Here is a 20,048-nt window from a genome sequence, read left to right as displayed (position 1 = left end):
CCCCTATGCCATCTGGCGGACTGGTGATCGGGCATGTGCCTTGCCACACTTGTGTCCATAAGCTGTTACTGGCACCAGGCAACGGACAACGACATGCCTGACTTCATCCACGCAAGCGGTTGGGAATGACCACCATGCAAGCAATGACTGGCGGGGCCGCGAGCGAATCCATTCTCGGTCCGTTTTTGCGTGAACTCCAGTTCGAGCGCGGCTCGGACACTGATACCGCTCGCGCGCTCCACGCCCTGATCGATGCCGGCTTTGATCGCCTGCCACTCCCCGGTCATGGCGCGACGCTCGAACGCTGGCGAATACTCGCGGCGGTCGCGGCGTGCGATCTCGCACTGGTCAAGCTGTTCGAAGGCCATACGGACGCGCTCGCAATCATGGCTGAACTAGGCGAGGGGCATGTCCCGGAAAGCGGTCAGACGTGGGGCGTTTGGGCAGCAGAGCCGCCCGCGGCACGCCTCGCCGCGAAAGCTGCGTCCAACCCAACCAGCGTCACGTTGCACGGTACGAAGGCCTGGTGCTCCGGAGCGGCCTCGATTACCCATGCCCTCGTCACGGCCTGGAACGAGCGGGACGAGCCAATTCTCGTCGCAGTCGATCTCCGCCAGCCGGGCGTGCGCATCACGCGTGATGGCTGGATGGCGGTCGGCATGTCGGCGAGCGCGAGCGTGGACGTCCATTTCGATCACGCTAAAGCCAACTGCATCGGCGCGCCGCGCGCCTATCTGGAGCGCGCGGGTTTCTGGCACGGCGGCGGCGGGATCGCTGCATGCTGGTTCGGGGCGGCTGCGGCAATCGGGGAATTCGTCAAACGGGATGCCGCGCGCCGCGCCGACGCGTACAAACTCGCCCATCTGGGCGCTATTGACACGGCTCTCTCCGGCACGGCCAGCCTGCTGCGCGAGACGGCCGCACGGATCGACCGCGAGCCGCAGGCGGACGCCATGCCCGATGCCTTTCGAGTCCGCCTGGCCGCGGAACGGGCGGCGGTTGATGTCGTCGAGCGTGCCGGCCGTGCGCTGGGCGCCGGACCGCTCTGCCGTAACCGCCACTTCGCCAGCCTGATGGCCGATCTACCTGTCTTTATCCGGCAGAGTCATGCCGAACGTGACGAAGCCGCGCTTGCTGAACGACTTATCAATGGGGAATGCGGCACATGGAACCTGTAGTAACTCACTCGGCAAACGACCGCGCTATCAGAGGGAATGGCACGCCCGAAGCAACCTGGCAAAAGTCCGGGCTGCTTTCGAGCCTGCCCGAAGTCGATCCGGCGATCCTCGTGCCGCCCGGTGCACGCGCCGTGATTGTTGCGCCGCATCCAGACGACGAGGTTCTGGGCACGGGCGGCCTGCTGGCGCAACTGTCGGATCTGGGTCGCAAGGTGCTGATCATCGCCGTGACGGACGGCACTGCGAGCCATCCTGATTCGCCGGAATGGCCCAGAGCGAGGCTCGCCGCGGCCCGTCCGCAAGAAACGCGCGACGCGCTACAACGTCTGCGCATGAGGCACGTCGCGCTGGTGCGGCTGCACCTTGCGGACGGCGGTGGAGAAACGTTCGAGCCCGAACTGGCGGAAGCGTTGAAAGTCCATCTCGAACCAGGCGACATTGTGTTTGGAACCTGGCGTTTCGATGGCCATCCCGACCACGAGTCGGTCGGCCGGGTTGTGACCGCCGTGGCGGGTGCGCTTGACCTGCCGTTCGTGGAAGTCCCTGTATGGACGTGGCACTGGGCGACACCCGAGGATTCCCGCGTGCCCTGGAGCCGTGCGCGCCGCATCGTGCTGGATGCGGCAACGCTTGCCCGCAAGGTTCACGCGGTCCAGGCGTTTCGGAGTCAGATCGAAGCCGACAACTCGACGGGTCGCGCACCCATCCTGCCCGAGCATGTGCTCGAACGTCTCACCCGGCCCTATGAGGTCGTGCTGATATGACGGCGGACCGGAACACGCAGGAACCGAACGCGCAGGACTATTTCGCCGGTCTCTATCAACGCAGCAACGACCCCTGGCTACTTCGTGACCGCTGGTACGAGCGGCGCAAGCGCGCGTTGACGCTGGCCGCCCTCCCCGACGAACGTTACCGTCGTGCGTATGAACCCGGTTGCGCGAACGGCGAACTGACAGCTGAGCTGGCGTCTCGATGCGAGATGCTGCTCGCAGCGGATTTGAATCCGGCAGCGGTCGAACTTGCCCGCCAGCGAGTCGCGCATCTTCAGCACGTTCGGGTCGAGCAGCGCGCCATGCCCAACGAGTGGCCGGATGGCGAGTTCGACCTGATCGTAATCAGCGAGGTGGCGTATTACCTGAATGAGGCGCAACTGGCGGAGCTGATAGCTAAGCTGACCGTTTCGCTCGCCGAGGGGGGAACGCTGATCGCCTGCCATTGGCGGCGGCCGATCAAGGGATGGCCGCACTCAGGAGATCATGTACATCGAGAACTTCGCGCAAAACTCACGCTACCGCTTCTGTCCTGCTATCGGGACGATGACATGGTGCTCGACGTGTGGTCATCGAATGCGCGATCCGTGCATCAACGGGAGGCGCGCTAGCGCTCGCCAACACATATTAAGTTGAATTTTCCACCACATTTACTAAACAATAAAGCTAACTGAAAGTCTTATTGACAAAGAGATTGCGGGTTTTCTCTAGGTTCCTCAGGCAAGTTTTCGCGCGGTTTTACTATACAATCGCCGAAATTGTGCAAACTGACGTCGTTAGTAAACACGTCAAGTGCGTACAACGCCTCAGCGCCGATAAACAACAAATCTACGCAATGCGGAGACGAGAAACCCGATGGCCACAACCATTCGCGATGTCGCGCGCGCAGCCAGTGTGTCAATCGGCACCGTATCGCGAGCGCTTAAAAACCAGCCGGGCTTGTCGGAAACTACGCGCGAACGCGTGGTGGAAGCGGCGCGACAACTTGGCTATGACGCCGCCCAGCTTCGCACCCGAATCCGGCGCGTCACGTTCCTGCTTCATCGCCAGCACAATAATTTCGCAGTCAGCCCGTTCTTTTCCCACGTGCTGCACGGTTTCGAAGAAGCCTGCCGCGAGCGACGGCTGGTGCCGTCTGTACTGACAGCCGGCCCAACGCATGATCTCGCCCAGCAGATGCGGCTTCACGCACCGGACGCCGTCGCGGTTGCGGGATTTATCGAGCCCGAGCTGCTGGCTCATCTGCGCTCCATGAACCGGCCGGTCGTACTGATCGATTTGCGCGCGCCGGGTTTCCGCTCGGTCAACGTCGACAACGCGCGCGGCGCCGCGCTTGCCATGCAGCACCTGTTCGCACTCGGGCGCAAGCGGATTGCATTCATTGGCGGATCGCTGGCGCACTACAGCATCTCCCAGCGCGCAATGGGTTATCGGCTGGCGTATTTCGAAGCAGGACTACTCTTTAACCCGACGCTCGAAGTCACCACGCAGCCGGCTATCGACGCCGATGTGGCTGCCGCCGACGCCATGGAGCGCCTGATCGCGCAAGCTCGTGCTCAATCCGCGCCGCTGCCTGACGCCGTTTTCGCCTATAACGATGCAGCGGCCCTCGCTGCCATGCGCGTCTGTCTCGCGCACGGTTTGCGGGTGCCGGAAGACATCGCGTTTGTCGGTTTCGACGATATCCCCGCCGCAGCCCAAAGCACGCCGCCGCTCACCACCGTCACGGTCGACAAGGAAGCGCTCGGGCGGCGCGGCGTGGAATTGCTGCTGGAAACCGCTCAGAGCCACGACGACGCGAACACCACCGACACGCTCGTGCCCGTGCGCCTCATCCCTCGCGCGAGCTCGGCCATAACACGGACACACACACCGGTATGAACTCAACCGCTTTGCACGTGGCGGGTCCGGCTGACCCGGACTTTCGCAGCCGCGATTTCCTCCTCGATCACGTTCGCCACACGCTAGCGTTCTACGCGCGAACCGCCCGTGATGACTCGGGTGGTTTTTTCCATTTTTTCAAAGACGATGGCACGGTCTACGACCGCACCACGCGCCACCTTGTCAGCAGCACGCGCTTCGTCTTCAACCACGCGATGGCGTTCCGTCATTTCGGCGGCCAGCAGCATCAGGACAACGCCCGTCACGCATTCACATTCCTGCGCAACGCGCATTGGGACTCAGTGAATGAAGGCTACGACTGGGAAATCGAATGGCGCGACGGTACGAAACGCACGCTCGACGGCACGCGGCATTGCTACGGCCACGCGTTCGTTTTGCTAGCGTGCGCGCACGCGGCAATGGCGGGTATTGACGAAGCCAAACCCTTGATCGATGAAACCTTCCAGCTGATGGACAAGCATTTCTGGGACGCGGGCGCCGGTCTATACGCCGATGAAGCCACGCCCGACTGGCAGTTGTCGTCGTATCGCGGGCAGAACGCCAACATGCATGCGACCGAAGCGTTGCTGGCCGCGTACGAGGCGACCGGCCATGTGCTGTATCTGGATCGTGCGGAGAAAATTGCCGGCAACATCACCTTGCGCCAGGCGCGGTTGAGCAATGGCCTCGTCTGGGAGCACTTCAACGCCGACTGGTCGATCGACTGGCATTACAACGAATCCGACAGTTCCAACATCTTCCGCCCATGGGGTTTCCAGCCCGGCCATCAGACCGAGTGGGCGAAGCTGCTGCTGATCCTGGAGCGGCATCGCGCGTTGCCATGGCTCGCACCGCGCGCCATCGAACTATTCGACGCAGGTTTCAATCGCGCGTGGGACGACCAGCACGGCGGCCTGTATTACGGCTTCGGCCCTGACGACACCATCTGCGACCACGACAAATACTTCTGGGTGCAGGCAGAGACCTTCGCCACCGCGGCGTTGCTCGGCAAGCGCACCGGCCTGGAGCGATTCTGGGATTGCTATGACGAACTCTGGCGTTATAGCTGGGCACATTTCGTCGATCACGAATATGGCGCGTGGTTCCGCATCCTGACCTGCGACAACCGCAAATACGGCGACGAAAAGAGCCCCGCCGGCAAGACCGATTACCACACGATGGGCGCGTGCTACGAAGTGCTGAACGCGATACCACTAACCGACGCGCCCCGGCAAAACCGCGAGACAGCGAAAGAGACGAGCTAAACCGTGAGTACGATGACCTCCAATTCAACTTTCCCCCAATTCGTCTCGGCCGGCGACATCCTGACGGACCTGATCCGCACCGGGCCGTCAGACTGGCTGTCGCGCCCGGGCGGCGCGGGTTGGAATGTCGCACGCGCCGTCGCGCATCTTGGTTTGCCGACGGCATGTGCCGGTTCGCTGGGCACGGACAATTTCTCCGATGAACTCTGGGACGCCAGCGTCGCGGCCGGCCTCGACATGCGCTTCATGCAGCGCGTAGAGCGGCCGCCGTTGCTGGCGATTGTCCACAAGACGCAGCCGCCGACCTATTACTTCATGGGTGAAAACGGCGCAGATCTCGCCTTCGATCCCTCCCTTCTGCCGACCGGCTGGATGGACTCGGTGAAATGGGCGCACTTCGGCTGCATCAGCCTCGTGCGCCAGCCGCTTGGCGGCACGCTCGCCCGTCTCGCCGCGCAATTGCGCGAGCATGGCGTGAAGATCAGCTTCGACCCGAATTATCGAAACCTGATGGAGCATGGCTACGAGCCAACCTTGCGCAAGATGGCAGCGCTTGCCGACCTGATCAAAGTCTCCGACGAAGACCTGCAAAAACTCTTCCCATCCCTGCCGGATGAAGCCGACGCCCTCGCCGAGATTCGTGCGATGAACCCGCAAGCCACGGTGCTTGTCACGCGCGGATCGGCTGAAGCCACGCTGCACGTCGGCGACGAAAGCTGGCAGGCTCGCCCGCCAAAAGTCGATGTCGCGGATACAGTCGGCGCCGGCGATGCGTCCATTGCCGGCTTGCTCTATAGCTTGATGACCCGCGCCGGCGGCTGGCCCGATCATCTGCGTTTTGCGCTCGCGGCGGGCGCGGCGGCGTGCCGGATGTCGGGGGCGCACTCACCATCGCTGGAAGAAGTGGAAAATTTGCTGGCCTGAAACGTGCGCCTACGGGTCAATGAGAGACGGTCACACGCTAGATAAATACGCGTGCTAGCATCGTTTCAACCTTTGCCGGAGGTGCATCATGGAAGACACGATCTACACGAAAGGCATCTACACCGCGACCATCGGCGCGCACGCCGTAGACGGCGGCGAGTTTCGAGGCGTTGTCACGCTGGTGCGGGACGACGGCGAAGACGGCGAGGATTCCGAGCCCAAACAGTACGACGTCGCGGCCACTTCCCTGTCCGAAGAAGAGGCGCTGGAAGAAGCCCGCGCGCTCGCGCACCGGATCCTCGGCGAACTCGAGTTGTGAAATGACGGCGGCGCGGAGATTGCTCGCCGCTGCTGTCGTCACTTCGCTTGAACGGGAGAACCACCATGCCTGAACAACTCTTCCTCTACGGCGTCTACTCCATCCACGTTCGGCCTATCGAACTACAGGGGACGCGCTGGGACGCGGAATACGAAATCCGTCATCTCGACAAAGCCGTGCAGCCGTGGAAAACCGTTGGCGGCGATAACGGCTTGTCGACCCCCACCGACGCCATTGATGCCGCGCACGTCCAAGCCGTCGCGGACATTGAAGCCGGTGCGGGCATTCCCAAGCCCAAGACCTTCCCTTGACGCCCGAGCCCAATACGACCTCACGGCTTCAGACTCACCGTTCCCGTCTGCTGCTGCGGGGCGGCTGACGGCACCTTCTGCGCTTCCTGTTTATCGATCGATACCGCGCGTTCGTGCGCGTCCCGCGACGTTGCGCGTGCCACATAATCCGACAACACGCCTCCCGGCTCGATCAGCTTCGCCATATAGGCGATCTGCAGCGTGCTCGAAACGAGGATGTCGGCTGCTGTAAAATGTTCTCCAAGCAGCCAGGCGCCGTCGGCCAACGCCGATTCAATCGCCTTCTCCACGCGGCCCAGATCGCCCCAGCCGAAACTCACGCTGTTGCCCGGTGCGCCCGTCATCCGTTCTGCCATTGCCGGCTCAAGACAAGCGCCCGTGAAAAACATCCATTGGAGGAAACGGCCTCGCAACGGGTCATCAAGCGAGACGCCCAGCCCCGCTTGCGGGTATTTATCGGCGAGATAAAGCAGCACCGCGCCCGATTCCGCGACGCACACGCCGTCGTCATCCAGCGCGGGCAACTTCGACATCGGATTCACCGAGCAAAACGCCGGTGCGTTCTGCTCGCCCGCCCGAATGTTCACGTAGGCGAACTCATACGGCACGCGCAATTCCTCAAGCATCCATAACGCGCGAAACGCACGCGTCTTCGGCCAGTAGTAGAGCTTCATGGGTGAATTCCTTTTTGTGGCGCGGCATTGTCAGGGAGCGTCCAGATTACCCGCTCCCGGTAGTTTCGAGACGCGGGTTAACCACACGTTAGCCATTCGGCAGGTGATTTCCACTCATCCATCTCAATAAAGATCGATTTCGTTTCTGGTACAAGCGTGCGATCGCGAAGAACGCAAAAACCTTCCGGTTATGTCGAGGAAGAATGGCGACATCCTCTCAATTCATCGATAAAACGCCGGAGCCTCATCCATGAACGCGCGTGTGCCTTTTTCAGATAACCCTCCTCTAGCAAGCTACCAACTCACCGATAACCTCAACGCCGCGCACGGCCGGATCTTCCTCACCGGCACGCAGGCATTGGTTCGGCTTGTCTTGATGCAACGCCAACTCGATCGCGCCGCCGGGCTGAATACAGCGGGTTTTGTCAGCGGTTATCGGGGTTCCCCGCTGGGTATGGTCGATCAGCAATTGTGGAAGGCGAAAAAACTCCTCGCGTCGCATGACGTGCGTTTTCTGCCTGCGATCAACGAGGAGCTTGGTGGCACCGCCGTGCTTGGCACGCAGCGGGTGGAATCGGACCCCGAGCGGACGGTGGAAGGCGTCTTTGCGATGTGGTACGGCAAGGGCCCGGGCGTGGATCGAGCCGGCGATGCGCTGAAGCACGGCAACGCGTACGGTTCGTCGCCGCACGGCGGCGTGCTGGTCGTGGCGGGCGACGATCATGGCTGCGTGTCGTCGTCCATGCCGCATCAGTCGGATCAGGCGATGATCGCCTGGCATATGCCGGTGGTGAACCCCGCCAATATCGCCGATATGCTCGAGTTCGGTCTCTACGGCTGGGCGTTATCGCGTTTTTCGGGCGCGTGGGTGGGCTACAAGGCGATATCGGAGACTGTGGAGTCCGGGTCGACCGTTGACCTCGACGCGTTCCAGACCGTGTGGCCCGCGCCGCAGGGTTTCGTCGCGCCCGAAGGCGGGTTGCACAATCGTTGGCCCGACTTGCCGAGCTTGACAATCGAAGCACGTCTTGCCGCGAAACTCGACGCCGTGCGGTATTTTTCTCGCGTTCACTCCATCGATAAATGGATCGCCCCGAGTCAGCACGCGAACGTCGGCATCGTCACGTGCGGCAAAGCGCATCTCGACCTGATGGAAACGTTGCGCCGCCTGGATCTGAGTGTCGATGACCTCGATGCCGCCGGCGTGCGCATCTATAAAGTGGGTTTATCGTTTCCGCTGGAAACCACGCGCCTCGATACCTTCGTCGAAGGTCTCTCTGAGGTCTTGGTGATCGAAGAAAAAGGGCCGGTGATCGAGCAGCAGATCAAGGACCATTTGTATAACCGGACACAAGGCGCGCGGCCGATCGTGGTCGGCAAGAACGCGCAGAACGGTGCAATGCTGCTGAGTGCGCTCGGTGAACTGCGCCCATCGCGCGTGCTGCCTGTCTTCGCGGATTGGCTCGCGCGGCACAAACCCGCGCTGGATCGACGCGATAAAGTCGTCGATCTCGTCGCGCCGCAAATCTTGTCGAATGCCGCCGATGCTGTCAAACGCACGCCCTATTTTTGCTCGGGCTGTCCGCACAATACATCGACGAAAGTGCCTGAAGGCTCGATCGCGCAGGCCGGGATTGGCTGCCACTTCATGGCGTCGTGGATGGAGCGCGATACGACGGGCCTGATCCAAATGGGCGGAGAAGGCGTGGATTGGGCGTCGCACTCCATGTTCACGAAAACGCCGCACGTGTTCCAGAATCTCGGCGATGGCACCTACTTTCACTCAGGAATCCTCGCTATTCGCCAGGCGGCCGCGGCGAAGGCCAACATCACCTACAAGATCCTCTACAACGACGCCGTCGCGATGACCGGCGGGCAGCCGGTCGACGGCAGCATTTCGGTGCCGCAAATCGCGCGGCAAGTTGAGGCCGAAGGTATTGCGACACTGGTCATAGTCAGCGATGAACCCGAGAAATATGACGGCCATCACGATCAGTTTCCGAAGGGCACGACGTTCCATCATCGGCGCGAACTCGACGATGTCCAGCGGCGCTTGCGCGATATCAAGGGCGTTACCGTCCTCATCTACGATCAAACCTGCGCGGCGGAAAAACGACGTCGCAGGAAGAAAGGCGAGTTCCCCGATCCCGACAAGCGCTTGTTCATCAACGAAGCCGTGTGCGAAGGCTGTGGCGATTGCGGCGTGCAGAGCAATTGTTTATCGGTGGAACCGGTTGAAACCGAACTCGGACGCAAGCGCCGCATCGACCAATCGTCGTGCAACAAGGACTACTCGTGCGTGAACGGTTTCTGCCCGAGCTTCGTCACGCTCGAAGGCGCAAAGCTCAAGAAAACCGCCGGCAATGTATTCGATCCCGAAGCGCTCGCGGCACGCGTCGATGCGTTACAGGAACCCAGGCTCCAACTCGATAACGCGCCGTACGACATCTTGATTACCGGCGTCGGCGGCACGGGCGTGGTGACGGTCGGCGCGCTGATCAGCATGGCCGCGCATCTGGAAGGCAAGAGCGCGTCCGTGCTCGACTTCATGGGCTTTGCGCAGAAAGGTGGCGCGGTGCTGTCGTTCGTGCGCTTCGCTTCCACCGATGCACTGCTGAACCAGGTACGCATCGATACCCAGCAAGCCGACGTGCTGCTCGCCTGCGACATGGTCGTCGGCGCGAGCGCTGACGCGCTGCAAACGGTGCGGCATGGGCGCACGCGGATTGTCGTGAACACGCACGCGATTCCGAACGCGACGTTCGTGCAGAACCCCGATGCGAACCTTCACGCCGGATCGCTGCTGGAAAAGATGCAGCACGCGGCGGGCGCGGAACGCATGAATACGTGCGACGCGCAGGCTTTGGCGACGCGTTTTCTCGGCGACACGATCGGCGCAAATATCCTGATGCTGGGTTATGCGTGGCAGCTTGGACTGGTGCCGGTCTCCCATGCCGCGTTGATGCGCGCGATCGAGTTGAACAATGTCGCCGTGCCGATGAACAAGCTGGCGTTTGCTATCGGCCGGCTGGCTGCGGCGGATCTGGATGCGCTGGAAGCGCTGCGCAAAGCTGCTGTTACGCCGCGAGTCGAGATGGCTGCGATGCCGTTGGATGTGTTGATCGCGGATCGTGAAGCACGGTTGCTGGCTTATGGCGGTTCGAGTTATGTGACGCGATATCGGGCATTGGTTTCGGCCGCTGCGGCACATCACAACGATGCCGTGACGCGCGCGGTGGCTTCGACGTTTTATCGGCTGCTGGCGGTGAAGGACGAATACGAAGTCGCGCGGCTTCACACCGACCCGGCATTCCGGGCAGCACTGGAAGCGCAGTTCGAAGGCACGGCGGGACAGGATTTCGCGGTGAAATTTAATATGGCTCCGCCGGTTTTATCGAAGGCGAAGAACGGTGGGCAACCTCGGAAGATGACGTTTGGGCAATGGTTGTGGCCAGTGCTTGGGGTGCTGTCGAAGGTTCGTGGATTGCGTGGGACGGTGATCGATCCGTTCGGCAAGTCGCTTGAGCGAAAGATGGAGCGCGAGCTTCCCGGAGACTACGAAGTAACCATTCGACGCGCGCTTGAAGTAATGACACCCGATAACGCTAAGGATATCGAAACGCTTGCGCTGATGCACGAACGCATTCGCGGTTATGGACACGTGAAGCTGGCGAATCTGTCGATGGTGAAGCGGCGCGAACGGGATCTGGGGGGGAAGCTGGGGATCGAGGTCGAGACGGGGCGGTATGTGAAGGCGTCGCTCGACGAGGTCAAGGGTGCCGGCGCGTTGAGGGGCATTCCGGTGGTGGTGGCGAAGTGAATACCGTACTCTAAGCCGCTCCGTAAGCCGCATCCCGCAAAATTGAAAAAGCCCGCGAGCAATTCGCGGGCTTTTTCTTGATGTCGCGAAAACGGAAACGCCCCCTACTCGTCCTCCTCCGGCATCCAGTCGATATCCCCACACAGCACGCACCGTTGTCCGCCCATGCGCGTCTCGACCGACAGCGTGACGCACGGCAAAGCCTCATTAATCGATAGATACGGCTTCGTCACATGCACCCTATCCGGGTCGCCCAGCGCCGCCCGAAAATACGGCCGCCGCAACCAGTTCGCCCCCTGCGCATCGATCAACGGCAACAACCGCGCCTCATGCGCCGCGCGATCGGCCCTGAGCACGACATTACGCCCGGCCTGGCGCCCGTTGGCATCGAGGAGAAAACACCGCGCGGCGTTATCCAGCGCGAGGAAATTCCAGCACACCTCCTCCAGCGGCTCCCCCGCCGCCAACCGTTCCGCCGCGCGCTCGAACGCTCGCACATACGGCTGCAACCGCGCCGCCACGCGCCGCTCCTTCGCCTCCGTCTGCAAGCGGAAACGCTCGGTCAATTCGCTCATCAGCGTGTGCGCCTGCACAGCATCGGCGAGACCAGGATTTGGCCGGCCGAAGAAAAAACCCTGCACGAAGTCCGCACCGCTCGAGAGCGCCAGTTGCGCCTCGTGCTCGGTCTCCACGCCTTCGATCAACACCAGCTTGCCCGCCTCGTGCAGCAGCGACACCACGCCGCACAGAATCGCTTCCATGTTGCGCCGGTGCTTCAAGTGGCTCGTCCCATGCACGGAATGCGCCGAGTGCGCGGCATGTGACAACATCACGCGATCCAGCTTGACGATATCCGGATCAAGCTGCCAGATCCGTTCAATATTGGAGTGCCCCGCGCCAAAATCATCGAGCGCGATCAGGAAGCCATGCTCGCGAAAATGCTGCACGGCGTCCGCAAGCTTTTCGATATCGTCAGCCCGTTGCTCCAGCACCTCCAGCACCACGCGGCGCGGCTCGATCTGCAAGCGCTTGAGATTCGCCAGCAATGCGGCCATGTGATACGGCTCGGTCAACGCCCCCGGATGCACGTTGAGAAACAACCACTCGTTCTCCGTGCCAAGCACATTGAAATTCTCAAGATGCAGCGCCTGCGACAACCGGTCGACCTGCATCGCCTCGCCCACGCGCGCGGCCTGGCCGAATACATCGAGCGGCGACACCACGCGATCAAGCGCGTCGTGCGCTCGCAGCAAACCTTCGTAGCCGACTGCCCGCATATGCGACAGGCTGAACACCGGCTGAAACACGCTCGACAGCGTCCATGCGCCATGCGCGACCGAATACCGGTCGAACCCTGACGTCACGCTCAGTTCGAATGTCCGCGGCGAGACCGGTTTCACCTTGTCAGGATTCGCTATTACCATCTTGCCTTCCCTGTCCGGATGCCCGCATTTGATCCTCGTTCATGCAACCGGTCATAGCCGCGGTCATCGCCGATCAACGCAATCGATTGCGCTCGACATCGCACAACCGGCCCCCTCTGTCCTGGTTTCATACACTGCCCTCGTTTATCTTCAAGCGGAATCTACCCGTCCCGTCCCCTTCGATAAAGCAAGCTCCGTGCTCACGCAAGTCCACGCGTTTCCTGAGCGCGCGCCGGCATGTGCACCGCCACGAGACGCCGGGTTCACAGCACAGCGTACGAACGCACCAGGACAGTGCAAATCGTAGCGCAAGTTCCAGCGCAGCCGAGTCTTCAAAACACCCTTGAATCACGTCCAAGCTAAACTTTGCCCCTTCCTCGTTAAAAGGAGCGTCGCTGCTGACTCGTCGCGCTCCTGCCGGATCCCGAATCTATGGAAATCGTTTTCACTGTCTTGATCCTGATGCTGGCGGTGGCCGTGTCCGGTTTCGCCACCAGCCTGCTGCCGAACGCGCTGCCCTTCACGCTGCCACTGCCGCTGATCCAGATCGCGATAGGCGCGTGTCTCGCGTGGCCGGGATTCGGCCTGCACGTCACGTTCGATCCCGAGCTATTCATGATGCTCTTCATCCCGCCGCTGTTGTTCGCGGACGGCTGGCGCATCCCGAAACGCGAATTTTTCATGCAGCGCCGCGCGATCCTGCTGCTCGCGCTCGGCCTCGTATTCATGACCGTGGGCGCGCTCGGCTGGTTCCTGCATTTCATGATCCCGGCGATGCCGCTGCCGGTCGCATTCGCGCTGGCCGCGGTGTTATCGCCGACAGACGCCGTTGCGCTCAGCGGCATCGCCGGCAAGGGCCGGATTCCGGCGAACCTGATGCACATCCTGGAAGGCGAGGCGCTGATGAACGACGCGTCCGGCCTGGTCGCGCTGAAATTCGCCATCGCGGCGGCGCTGACGGGCGTGTTTTCGTTGCGCGCGGCGGCGATCAGTTTCGTGCTGATCGCGGTGGGCGGCGTAGTGATCGGCGCGGCAATCAGTTGGCTCGTGACATCGATTCCAGGGCGGATCGCGAAGCTGTCCGAAGACGACGATCCTGCCGCCGGCGTTATCCTCACCCTGCTGATTCCGTTCGCGGCGTATCTCATCGCGGAGCGGTTTGGTTGCTCGGGCATTCTCGCGGCGGTATCGGCCGGGATGATGATGAACTTCCAGAGCCTGCGCGAGGGCATTCCCACGGCGGCGCGAATCCGCATGACCAGCACGTGGACGATGATCGAGTTCGTGTTCAACGGCATGGTATTCATCCTGCTCGGGCTGCAGTTTCCGCACATTATCGGACGCGCGTTGATCGAGGCGCATCACGACGGTCTCCAGCAAGTCGGCTTGCTGCTCGGTTATGTGGCTGCGGTGGTGATCGCGTTGTACGGGCTGCGTTTCGCGTGGGTCTGGGTGCTGCGCTGGGTCGCGAGCCGGGGCGCCGCGAAACATGGCATGGCGAACGCGGTGCCGGGCGCGCGCACCGTCGCGATGACCACCATCGGCGGCGTGCGCGGCGCGATCACGCTCGCGGGCGTGCTGTCGTTGCCGGAGGTGCTGCCGAATGGATCGGAACTGCCCGGACGCGATCTCGCGGTCTTCATTGCATCGGCGACTATCCTGATGTCGTTGCTGATTGGCGTGATCGGTTTGCCCTTGCTGCTGAACGGCCTGAAAAAGCGCGGTGATCCCCACGCGGCCGAGGAACGCATCGCGCGCCGGCATGCGGCGCAGGCCGCGATCCGCGCGATCGATACCGCCCAGGAAAATCTCAGCGAGCAGATGGACGAAGCGGCGTCAGCCCGCTGCACGGATACGGCCGCGCGTGTGATGAGTTTGTATCGGCGGCGTCTTGAAGGGCTTGGCGAAGAAGAGGAACCCCGCCGGGCCGCGCGTCAAAGCGAGATGGTGGAGACGAAGCTGAAGATGGCCGCATTGAGGGCGGAGCGCTCGGAGTTGCTCAAGATGCGCACGCGGCAGGCAATCAACGATGAAACCTTGAACAAGCTGATGCGGGAAATCGATTTATCGGAGACGGCGATTGTGAACCGGAAGAAAGGCAGTAGCACGTAGGCGACGTTTCGACGTTTCGACGTTTCCCGTTCGTTACTTCATGGCGATGCGCCACGCCCGGAACCGCTCGTTCCGTGCTTCGACACAATGGGCGCGAATGAATCAAGCTGCTGGATTTTTAAGAGTTTTCGTATTCGCCGCCGACGCCCAGCGTCGCATACTTCATCTCATGCGCAATCCATGAATGTGCATGATGTCGTTGTAACTCTCCGATCTTCTCCGCTCACGGCCTCCCGGCTCTGGGCGGTTTTTTTTGGCGGTTTTCGGGATAACGAACGAGTTAGACCGAACTCATATAGGGCTGAGTTGACGCTTAGCCAGCGCGGCATGCTCCGCGGCGAAATCGCAGTCCGCATGAATTTGCTTGGGCGACAAAATTCATCAATGAACCGGCCACTGCGGCCCGGACGTAGCCGATAAAATGCCCAGTTCCCGAAGTGCCTGCATGGCACAACAATAAAAGGCGCCATGAGTCGATTTCACCGCGTAGATCTGTCGGCTACTTTGGCCGAGACCGTTCTCCAGCGGCACGTCGAGGCGCTACTGTCCGATCAGGATCATCGTCTATAAGTTTGCATTGGGCGATTTTCGAAGACGGCGATCACTGCGCTGGGAATACGCGACCTCGACGTCATCACGTCGGTGAGCATCCTGGTCAAGGTCATGGGGAAGCACGGCCTGAAACCGTCAATGGTTGAAAGCCTAAGGGAGCTGATATTGGAACCGGCGCGGTCTACAAGTCGGCCACGGAGCGCGAGAGCGTCGTTGTGGTGACCGCCGAGATGCCCGACGGCATCAATCCCTTGCTGATCCCGATCAAGATCGATGTCACTGCGTCCGGTAAGTCCAATTTTCACTGGACGGCCAGTGCGTACGCAAAGGAAAAGCCTGAAATCATCGAACGATGGGAGAGGAACGGGCTATTGCTCTGGAAACCTGCAAAGGTGCTGGCAGTTGTAGCCGTCGCGGCCTCGCCTGCAAAACTGACGCACGAAGTGGCAATCGAAGCAGTGAACATCGACGAAGTCGTAGCCTTCGACACCGAAACAACAGCTGGAAATACAAAAGGCCGCGACGCGGCCTAGAAACAAAAATGTCCAAGTCCACGGATAGCCGACCGTCTGTTGCTAGTCAGGTATTTAACGTGGTCCTCGGACAGGCTGAAGCGTGCGCTACGACGAACATTTTGTCAAAGGGCTACCCTGCTTTCGTCAAAAACCGCCAGGGATCGTCCGTTGGTCGGGCCAAGCTCAACGCCCTAAACTGCTCGATAGCGTGACTGTGAAGCACTGGTTAGAAAACTTAAGCGTCAATTTTCGTAGCATTCCGGAATGCCGCTCGCGAAACTGCATACGCCTTACTTAAGTCACCATGGACGTGTGACGCAAAGCGTATCGGCCGTCATGTAGCTGGCCCCCCCTTGGCAAAGTGCTCCTGCGCCTTCAAAGTGACGTTCGACGGCACGTTTTTCAAACGCGACGGTTCTTCAGTGCATCTTTCGCGCTTCGTGCCGTCGGAGTTGAGGTGATCGCACCGTTCCCATTGAGGGGATGACGCTATTCATTACCCGCCGGACCTCGGCGATCTTGCCGGTAGAGCTCCTTAGCGGGGATCCTGCATCCGGAAACAACGAAGCCGACCCTAGGTCGGCTTCGTTGTAAAGCATATCGTTGCACTTTGTCAGTAACGCATATCCTTGCACTTGCTGCAAAAATACGCTTCCTGTTTCAACTGCGTTGTTCTTTAAGGCTTTCGTGGTGGAGGAGAGGAGGATCGAACTCCCGACCTTCGCATTGCGAACGCGACGCTCTCCCAGCTGAGCTACCCCCCCAACGTGTTCTGATTCTAGCACAGCCTTAAGACCGTCTGACAAGGCCCAAAAGCTGCCTGAGGCGCATCTTATTTCGACGGCGAGCCCGCGAGAATCCAGCCAACAACCGTCTTGATATCGGCCCCGTTCATGGATCGATGCGACGGCATGGGCAGGACACCCCACACTCCACTGCCGCCGTCCCTCACCTTGGTTTCAAGCCGCGCTTGCGCCTGCGCGTCGCCCTTGTACTTCCCGGCGATCTGCTGGAACGATGGCCCCACCAGCTTGCGATCCACCGCGTGACATCCCATGCAGGCATTCTTGCGAGCGATATTCATGGCATCGCTGGGCGAAAAAGCAGCGGGCACGTCGGCTGCGAGCGCACCCTGGCCAGTCGCTGCCATAATCGCGATTGCCGTTGTGAACACAGTCGCGGTCATGGAAAGCCACCGCGTCATTTCGCTGCGGGCGCAGGATTACCCGGTTGCACAGGGGAATTCACGACCGGCGCGGGCCCCTGCCCATCGAGCGGCCTTGCGCTCACCGACGAATCCGGTACCGCGCCGACGGTCGGATCGCTATCGATAGGCGTTACCACCGGCGCGCTTGCGCCCGATGCGGCCGCGGCCGACAACGCCTGAGCATCTTCCGGCTTGATGTACTGGAATACCTTGACCACTTGTGCAACACCCGGGACCTGCGCCGCCACATTCGCGCCGGCGGTACCTTCGTCACGCGTGACCAGGCCCATCAGATACACCGTGCCGCGCTCGCACACCACCTTGTAGAAGTTCGCCCGCATGTCCTTCTCACCGACCATCGCACCCTTCACGCGACTCTCGAGATAGGCGTCGTTAGTCCGCGATGACAACGAACTCGCGCCCTCAACAGCAAGTTCATTCACGATGCTGTTCACATTGTTGATGCCGCGCACCACCTCTTCGGCCTTCTGCTTCCATTGATCACTCGGTACCTCCCCGGTCAACAACACACGCCGGTTGAACACGGTCACGCTGACGTGCGCCTGATCGGGCAGGCTCTCACCAATACGCGACTTGGCTTTCACCTGGATCTCGCGGTCCTCGGTCTGCGCGCCCAGCGTGCGCCTGTCTGTGGCGACGAGCGTGCCGCCACCCACTGCACCACCCATTGCGCCGATGACCACAAGCGGGCAACCTTGCAGGGTTAGCGCGACGCCTGACAACAGGCTCGCCAGCAACGTGGCTCTGGCTAGCGTCGACCTGACGCGTGTCTTTTTCATCAACTCGTTCCCCTTAAGAATCATTCGTCGCCCAGCAGCATCGCGTCGATGCCATCGCACAGACAGTGAATGGTTAGCAGATGGACTTCCTGGATTCGTGCCGGCCGTTCCGACGGCACGCAGATATGGATGTCGGTATCGGCGAGCACTTCGCTGATCACGCCGCCACCCGCACCCGTCATCGCGATCACGAACATCTCGCGCTCATGCGCTGCCTGGATCGCCGAGAGCAGGTTGACCGAGTTGCCCGACGTTGAGATGACGACCAGGACGTCGCCGGCCTGCCCGAGCGAGCGGATCTGCTTCGAATAGATCTCTTCGAACGCCGAGTTATTACCAATGCCCGTGAGCGTCAGGGCATTCGCGTCCAGAGCAATGGCCGGCAAACCCGGCCGCTCGCGCTCGAAGTGCCCGACCAGCGCAGACGCGAGCCTCTGTGAGTTAGCCGCTGATCCACCGTTGCCGCACGTGAGGATTCGCGAGCCGTTGGCGAGCGCGCCGAACAGCACGTCAATGGCTGCGGCGACGGGAAAAGCAAGCGTGTCGAGTGCTTCACGATGGACTGCCGCGTTTTCGCGGAAATGTTGCTGGATACGTTCGACGGACATCGACTCTCGGTTATCGGCCGCGCATGCGCGGTAGTTCATTGACGGGTTGCTTCGCTTCGATGATTTGCTTCGACGGCCGGCTTCGACGGCTTGCTGCTACGGTCTCCAAGGCCGATGCTTCACCAATTCAAACCTTGAGCTACGGTGCCTTACGGACCACAGTTCGCCGCAACGCACTCGTGCGCAGCGCTCGAACATAAGACCATAAGACCTCGATCAATCCGGCGCGCAGGCTCCGCGCAGTTTACCGCACTCGCTGTCCGCGTCACTTAAGATAAGGCTGTTTTCACGACGTATCGGCGCGAAAAGCGTCGCGTAACCATACGATCCGACCCGCATCGAACGCGATCACATCAAAGCGGCACACGGGCAACGCACCGCGCCACGTCATCAGGTAGTGCTGCGCCGCGAGCACCAGCCGCCGCTGTTTATGCGCGCCGATACTCACCGCCGCTGCCGCGAACTGACGGCTTCGCCGCGCGCGTACCTCCACGAATACAAGTGCACGCTGACTGCCGATCTCACGCATCACGAGATCGATTTCGCCGCCGCGACAGGCGAAATTGCGGGCGACAAAATGCAGGCGCTGCCGCTGCAAATATTCAAGCGCGCGTTGCTCGAACGCGCTTCCGATCGTTTTCGACACCCCGTTCCCCAAAAAGTTGTCCCTCATCGCATGGCACAATGACGTCCTCCGCATGCCACCCGCCCTCATGACTCCACTCTCCGAATTAGCCCTTGGTCAGCAATTTCCGACCGGCGCGCTCTATATAGTCGCGACGCCGATCGGCAATGTCGCGGACATCACGGTGCGCGCGCTGCATGTGCTCGGACTTGTCGACCGGGTGGCGGCCGAGGACACGCGCAACACGTCGCAACTCCTGTCGCGCTACGGCATTTCCAAGCCGACCATCGCGGTACACGAGCACAATGAGCGCAGCGCCGCCGAGAACGTGATCGCACATCTGCGCAATGGCGAGCGCATTGCGTGCGTGTCCGACGCAGGCACCCCGGGGATTTCCGACCCCGGTGCAAAACTGGTCGATGCCGTGCGCGAAGCCGGCTTCCCCGTTATTCCCTTGCCGGGCGCAAGCGCCCTCACCACCGCGCTCAGCGTAGCCGGCGCATGGGTTCACACGTTTTCGTTCATCGGCTTTCTTGCCACCAAACCGAAGCAGCGCGACACGCAACTGCAGTCGCTGCTCACGCACACGCCGGCACTCGTGTTCTATGAAGCGCCGCATAGAATTGTGGAAACGGTGCAGGCGCTCGAGCGTGCATTCGGTGGCGAGCGGCAATTGCTGATTGCTCGTGAGCTGACCAAGTTACATGAGAGCATCCATCGATGCACCCTGGCCGAAGGGCCAACGTGGCTCTCCGGCGATGCAAACCGGCAACGCGGCGAGTTCGTTCTCGTAGTGGAAGGCGCGCCGCAGAAGGAGGCGGCGGACGACGCCCATGATGCGTTGCTCGCGACCTTGCTGGCGGAGTTATCGGTGAGCAGCGCTGCAAGACTGGCGGCAACGTTGACGGGCGCATCGCGCAACGCGCTTTACACAAGGGCGCTGGCAATGGATAAGGCACGCGGAGAACAGAGCGAAAACGAGCAGGAATGACGATCAGGAAGGACGCGGCAAACGCGCCGTGCAATAGAAAACGGGCCGTCGAAACGGCCCGTTTTTCCTACG

Annotated in this window: 18 protein-coding genes and 1 tRNA gene; 12 read left to right on the top strand and 7 right to left on the bottom strand. The window is 61.3% G+C overall.

From position 1 onward, the window contains the following. Positions 1-134 precede the first annotated feature (134 nt). From HB376_RS15975 to HB376_RS15940, 8 genes are all read left to right on the top strand, one after another. Complete coding sequence (locus HB376_RS15975; RefSeq protein WP_255631381.1) at positions 135-1,178, top strand: acyl-CoA dehydrogenase; 1,044 nt, start codon at positions 135-137, stop codon at positions 1,176-1,178. After that, positions 1,166-1,942 (top strand): PIG-L family deacetylase, encoded by a 777-nt coding sequence (locus HB376_RS15970; protein ID WP_255631380.1) that lies wholly within the window; start codon positions 1,166-1,168, stop codon positions 1,940-1,942. Before HB376_RS15975 ends, HB376_RS15970 begins: the two co-directional genes overlap by 13 nt. Then, positions 1,939-2,559: an SAM-dependent methyltransferase gene (locus HB376_RS15965; RefSeq protein WP_213764638.1), complete on the top strand. Its 621-nt coding sequence runs from the start codon at positions 1,939-1,941 to the stop codon at positions 2,557-2,559. Before HB376_RS15970 ends, HB376_RS15965 begins: the two co-directional genes overlap by 4 nt. A gap of 244 nt (positions 2,560-2,803) precedes the next feature. After that, a complete protein-coding gene (locus HB376_RS15960; protein ID WP_213764637.1) occupies positions 2,804-3,829 on the top strand; it encodes a LacI family DNA-binding transcriptional regulator in 1,026 nt (341 codons plus the stop codon). Then, the gene (locus HB376_RS15955) at positions 3,826-5,094 is read left to right on the top strand and encodes an AGE family epimerase/isomerase (RefSeq protein WP_213764636.1); all 1,269 of its coding nucleotides are present in this window, start codon (positions 3,826-3,828) and stop codon (positions 5,092-5,094) included. Before HB376_RS15960 ends, HB376_RS15955 begins: the two co-directional genes overlap by 4 nt. A 12-nt stretch (positions 5,095-5,106) precedes the next feature. Beyond that, positions 5,107-6,018, top strand: coding sequence for a carbohydrate kinase (locus HB376_RS15950; RefSeq protein WP_213764803.1), 912 nt, complete (start codon positions 5,107-5,109; stop codon positions 6,016-6,018). 88 nt (positions 6,019-6,106) lie between these two features. After that, positions 6,107-6,337, top strand: a complete 231-nt coding sequence (locus tag HB376_RS15945) for a hypothetical protein (RefSeq protein ID WP_158933979.1) — start codon at positions 6,107-6,109, stop codon at positions 6,335-6,337. Between the two features lie 65 nt (positions 6,338-6,402). Beyond that, positions 6,403-6,648, top strand: a complete 246-nt coding sequence (locus tag HB376_RS15940; RefSeq protein ID WP_213764635.1) for a hypothetical protein — start codon at positions 6,403-6,405, stop codon at positions 6,646-6,648. Positions 6,649-6,668: 20 nt separating this feature from the next. Here HB376_RS15940 and HB376_RS15935 read toward each other — a convergent pair whose 3' ends face one another. Further along, positions 6,669-7,322 carry a glutathione S-transferase family protein gene (locus HB376_RS15935; protein ID WP_213764634.1) on the bottom strand — a complete coding sequence of 218 codons (654 nt, stop codon included), beginning with the start codon at positions 7,320-7,322 and terminating at the stop codon, positions 6,669-6,671. A gap of 250 nt (positions 7,323-7,572) precedes the next feature. Between HB376_RS15935 and HB376_RS15930 the strand changes: the two genes are divergently transcribed. After that, positions 7,573-11,142: an indolepyruvate ferredoxin oxidoreductase family protein gene (locus HB376_RS15930; RefSeq protein ID WP_213764633.1), complete on the top strand. Its 3,570-nt coding sequence runs from the start codon at positions 7,573-7,575 to the stop codon at positions 11,140-11,142. Between the two features lie 104 nt (positions 11,143-11,246). On the opposite strand, the gene HB376_RS15925 is transcribed toward HB376_RS15930, so the two are convergent. Continuing rightward, positions 11,247-12,566: an EAL domain-containing protein gene (locus HB376_RS15925; protein ID WP_213764632.1), complete on the bottom strand. Its 1,320-nt coding sequence runs from the start codon at positions 12,564-12,566 to the stop codon at positions 11,247-11,249. A 432-nt stretch (positions 12,567-12,998) separates the two neighbouring features. Here HB376_RS15925 and HB376_RS15920 point away from each other — a divergent pair, with 432 nt between their 5' ends. Then, on the top strand, positions 12,999-14,678 hold the full coding sequence (locus tag HB376_RS15920) for a Na+/H+ antiporter (RefSeq protein ID WP_213764631.1): 1,680 nt from the start codon (positions 12,999-13,001) through the stop codon (positions 14,676-14,678). Positions 14,679-15,394: 716 nt separating this feature from the next. Continuing rightward, positions 15,395-15,763, top strand: a complete 369-nt coding sequence (locus tag HB376_RS15915) for a hypothetical protein (protein WP_346730509.1) — start codon at positions 15,395-15,397, stop codon at positions 15,761-15,763. 670 nt (positions 15,764-16,433) lie between these two features. Here HB376_RS15915 and HB376_RS15910 read toward each other — a convergent pair. From HB376_RS15910 to HB376_RS15890, 5 genes are all read right to left on the bottom strand, one after another. Further along, positions 16,434-16,509: transfer RNA gene (locus HB376_RS15910), tRNA-Ala, on the bottom strand. A gap of 68 nt (positions 16,510-16,577) precedes the next feature. Beyond that, positions 16,578-16,931: a c-type cytochrome gene (locus HB376_RS15905; RefSeq protein ID WP_255631379.1), complete on the bottom strand. Its 354-nt coding sequence runs from the start codon at positions 16,929-16,931 to the stop codon at positions 16,578-16,580. A gap of 14 nt (positions 16,932-16,945) precedes the next feature. Further along, entirely contained in the window at positions 16,946-17,752 is an 807-nt protein-coding gene (locus HB376_RS15900) for a BON domain-containing protein (RefSeq protein ID WP_213764629.1), read from the bottom strand. A 20-nt stretch (positions 17,753-17,772) separates the two neighbouring features. Further along, on the bottom strand, positions 17,773-18,360 hold the full coding sequence (locus HB376_RS15895; RefSeq protein WP_213764628.1) for an SIS domain-containing protein: 588 nt from the start codon (positions 18,358-18,360) through the stop codon (positions 17,773-17,775). A 286-nt stretch (positions 18,361-18,646) separates the two neighbouring features. Then, positions 18,647-19,060 carry a YraN family protein gene (locus HB376_RS15890; RefSeq protein WP_255631378.1) on the bottom strand — a complete coding sequence of 138 codons (414 nt, stop codon included), beginning with the start codon at positions 19,058-19,060 and terminating at the stop codon, positions 18,647-18,649. A gap of 13 nt (positions 19,061-19,073) precedes the next feature. On the opposite strand from HB376_RS15890, the gene rsmI reads away from it, so the two are divergent. Further along, the gene (gene rsmI, locus HB376_RS15885) at positions 19,074-19,976 is read left to right on the top strand and encodes a 16S rRNA (cytidine(1402)-2'-O)-methyltransferase (RefSeq protein WP_213764626.1); all 903 of its coding nucleotides are present in this window, start codon (positions 19,074-19,076) and stop codon (positions 19,974-19,976) included. Positions 19,977-20,048: the final 72 nt, after the last annotated feature.

Origin of the sequence: Caballeronia sp. dw_19 (assembly GCF_018449515.1) — a bacterium.
Taxonomy (GTDB): domain Bacteria; phylum Pseudomonadota; class Gammaproteobacteria; order Burkholderiales; family Burkholderiaceae; genus Caballeronia.
The sequence above is the reverse complement of the archived record's forward strand: the minus strand, read 5'-3'. Positions and strand labels throughout refer to the sequence as shown.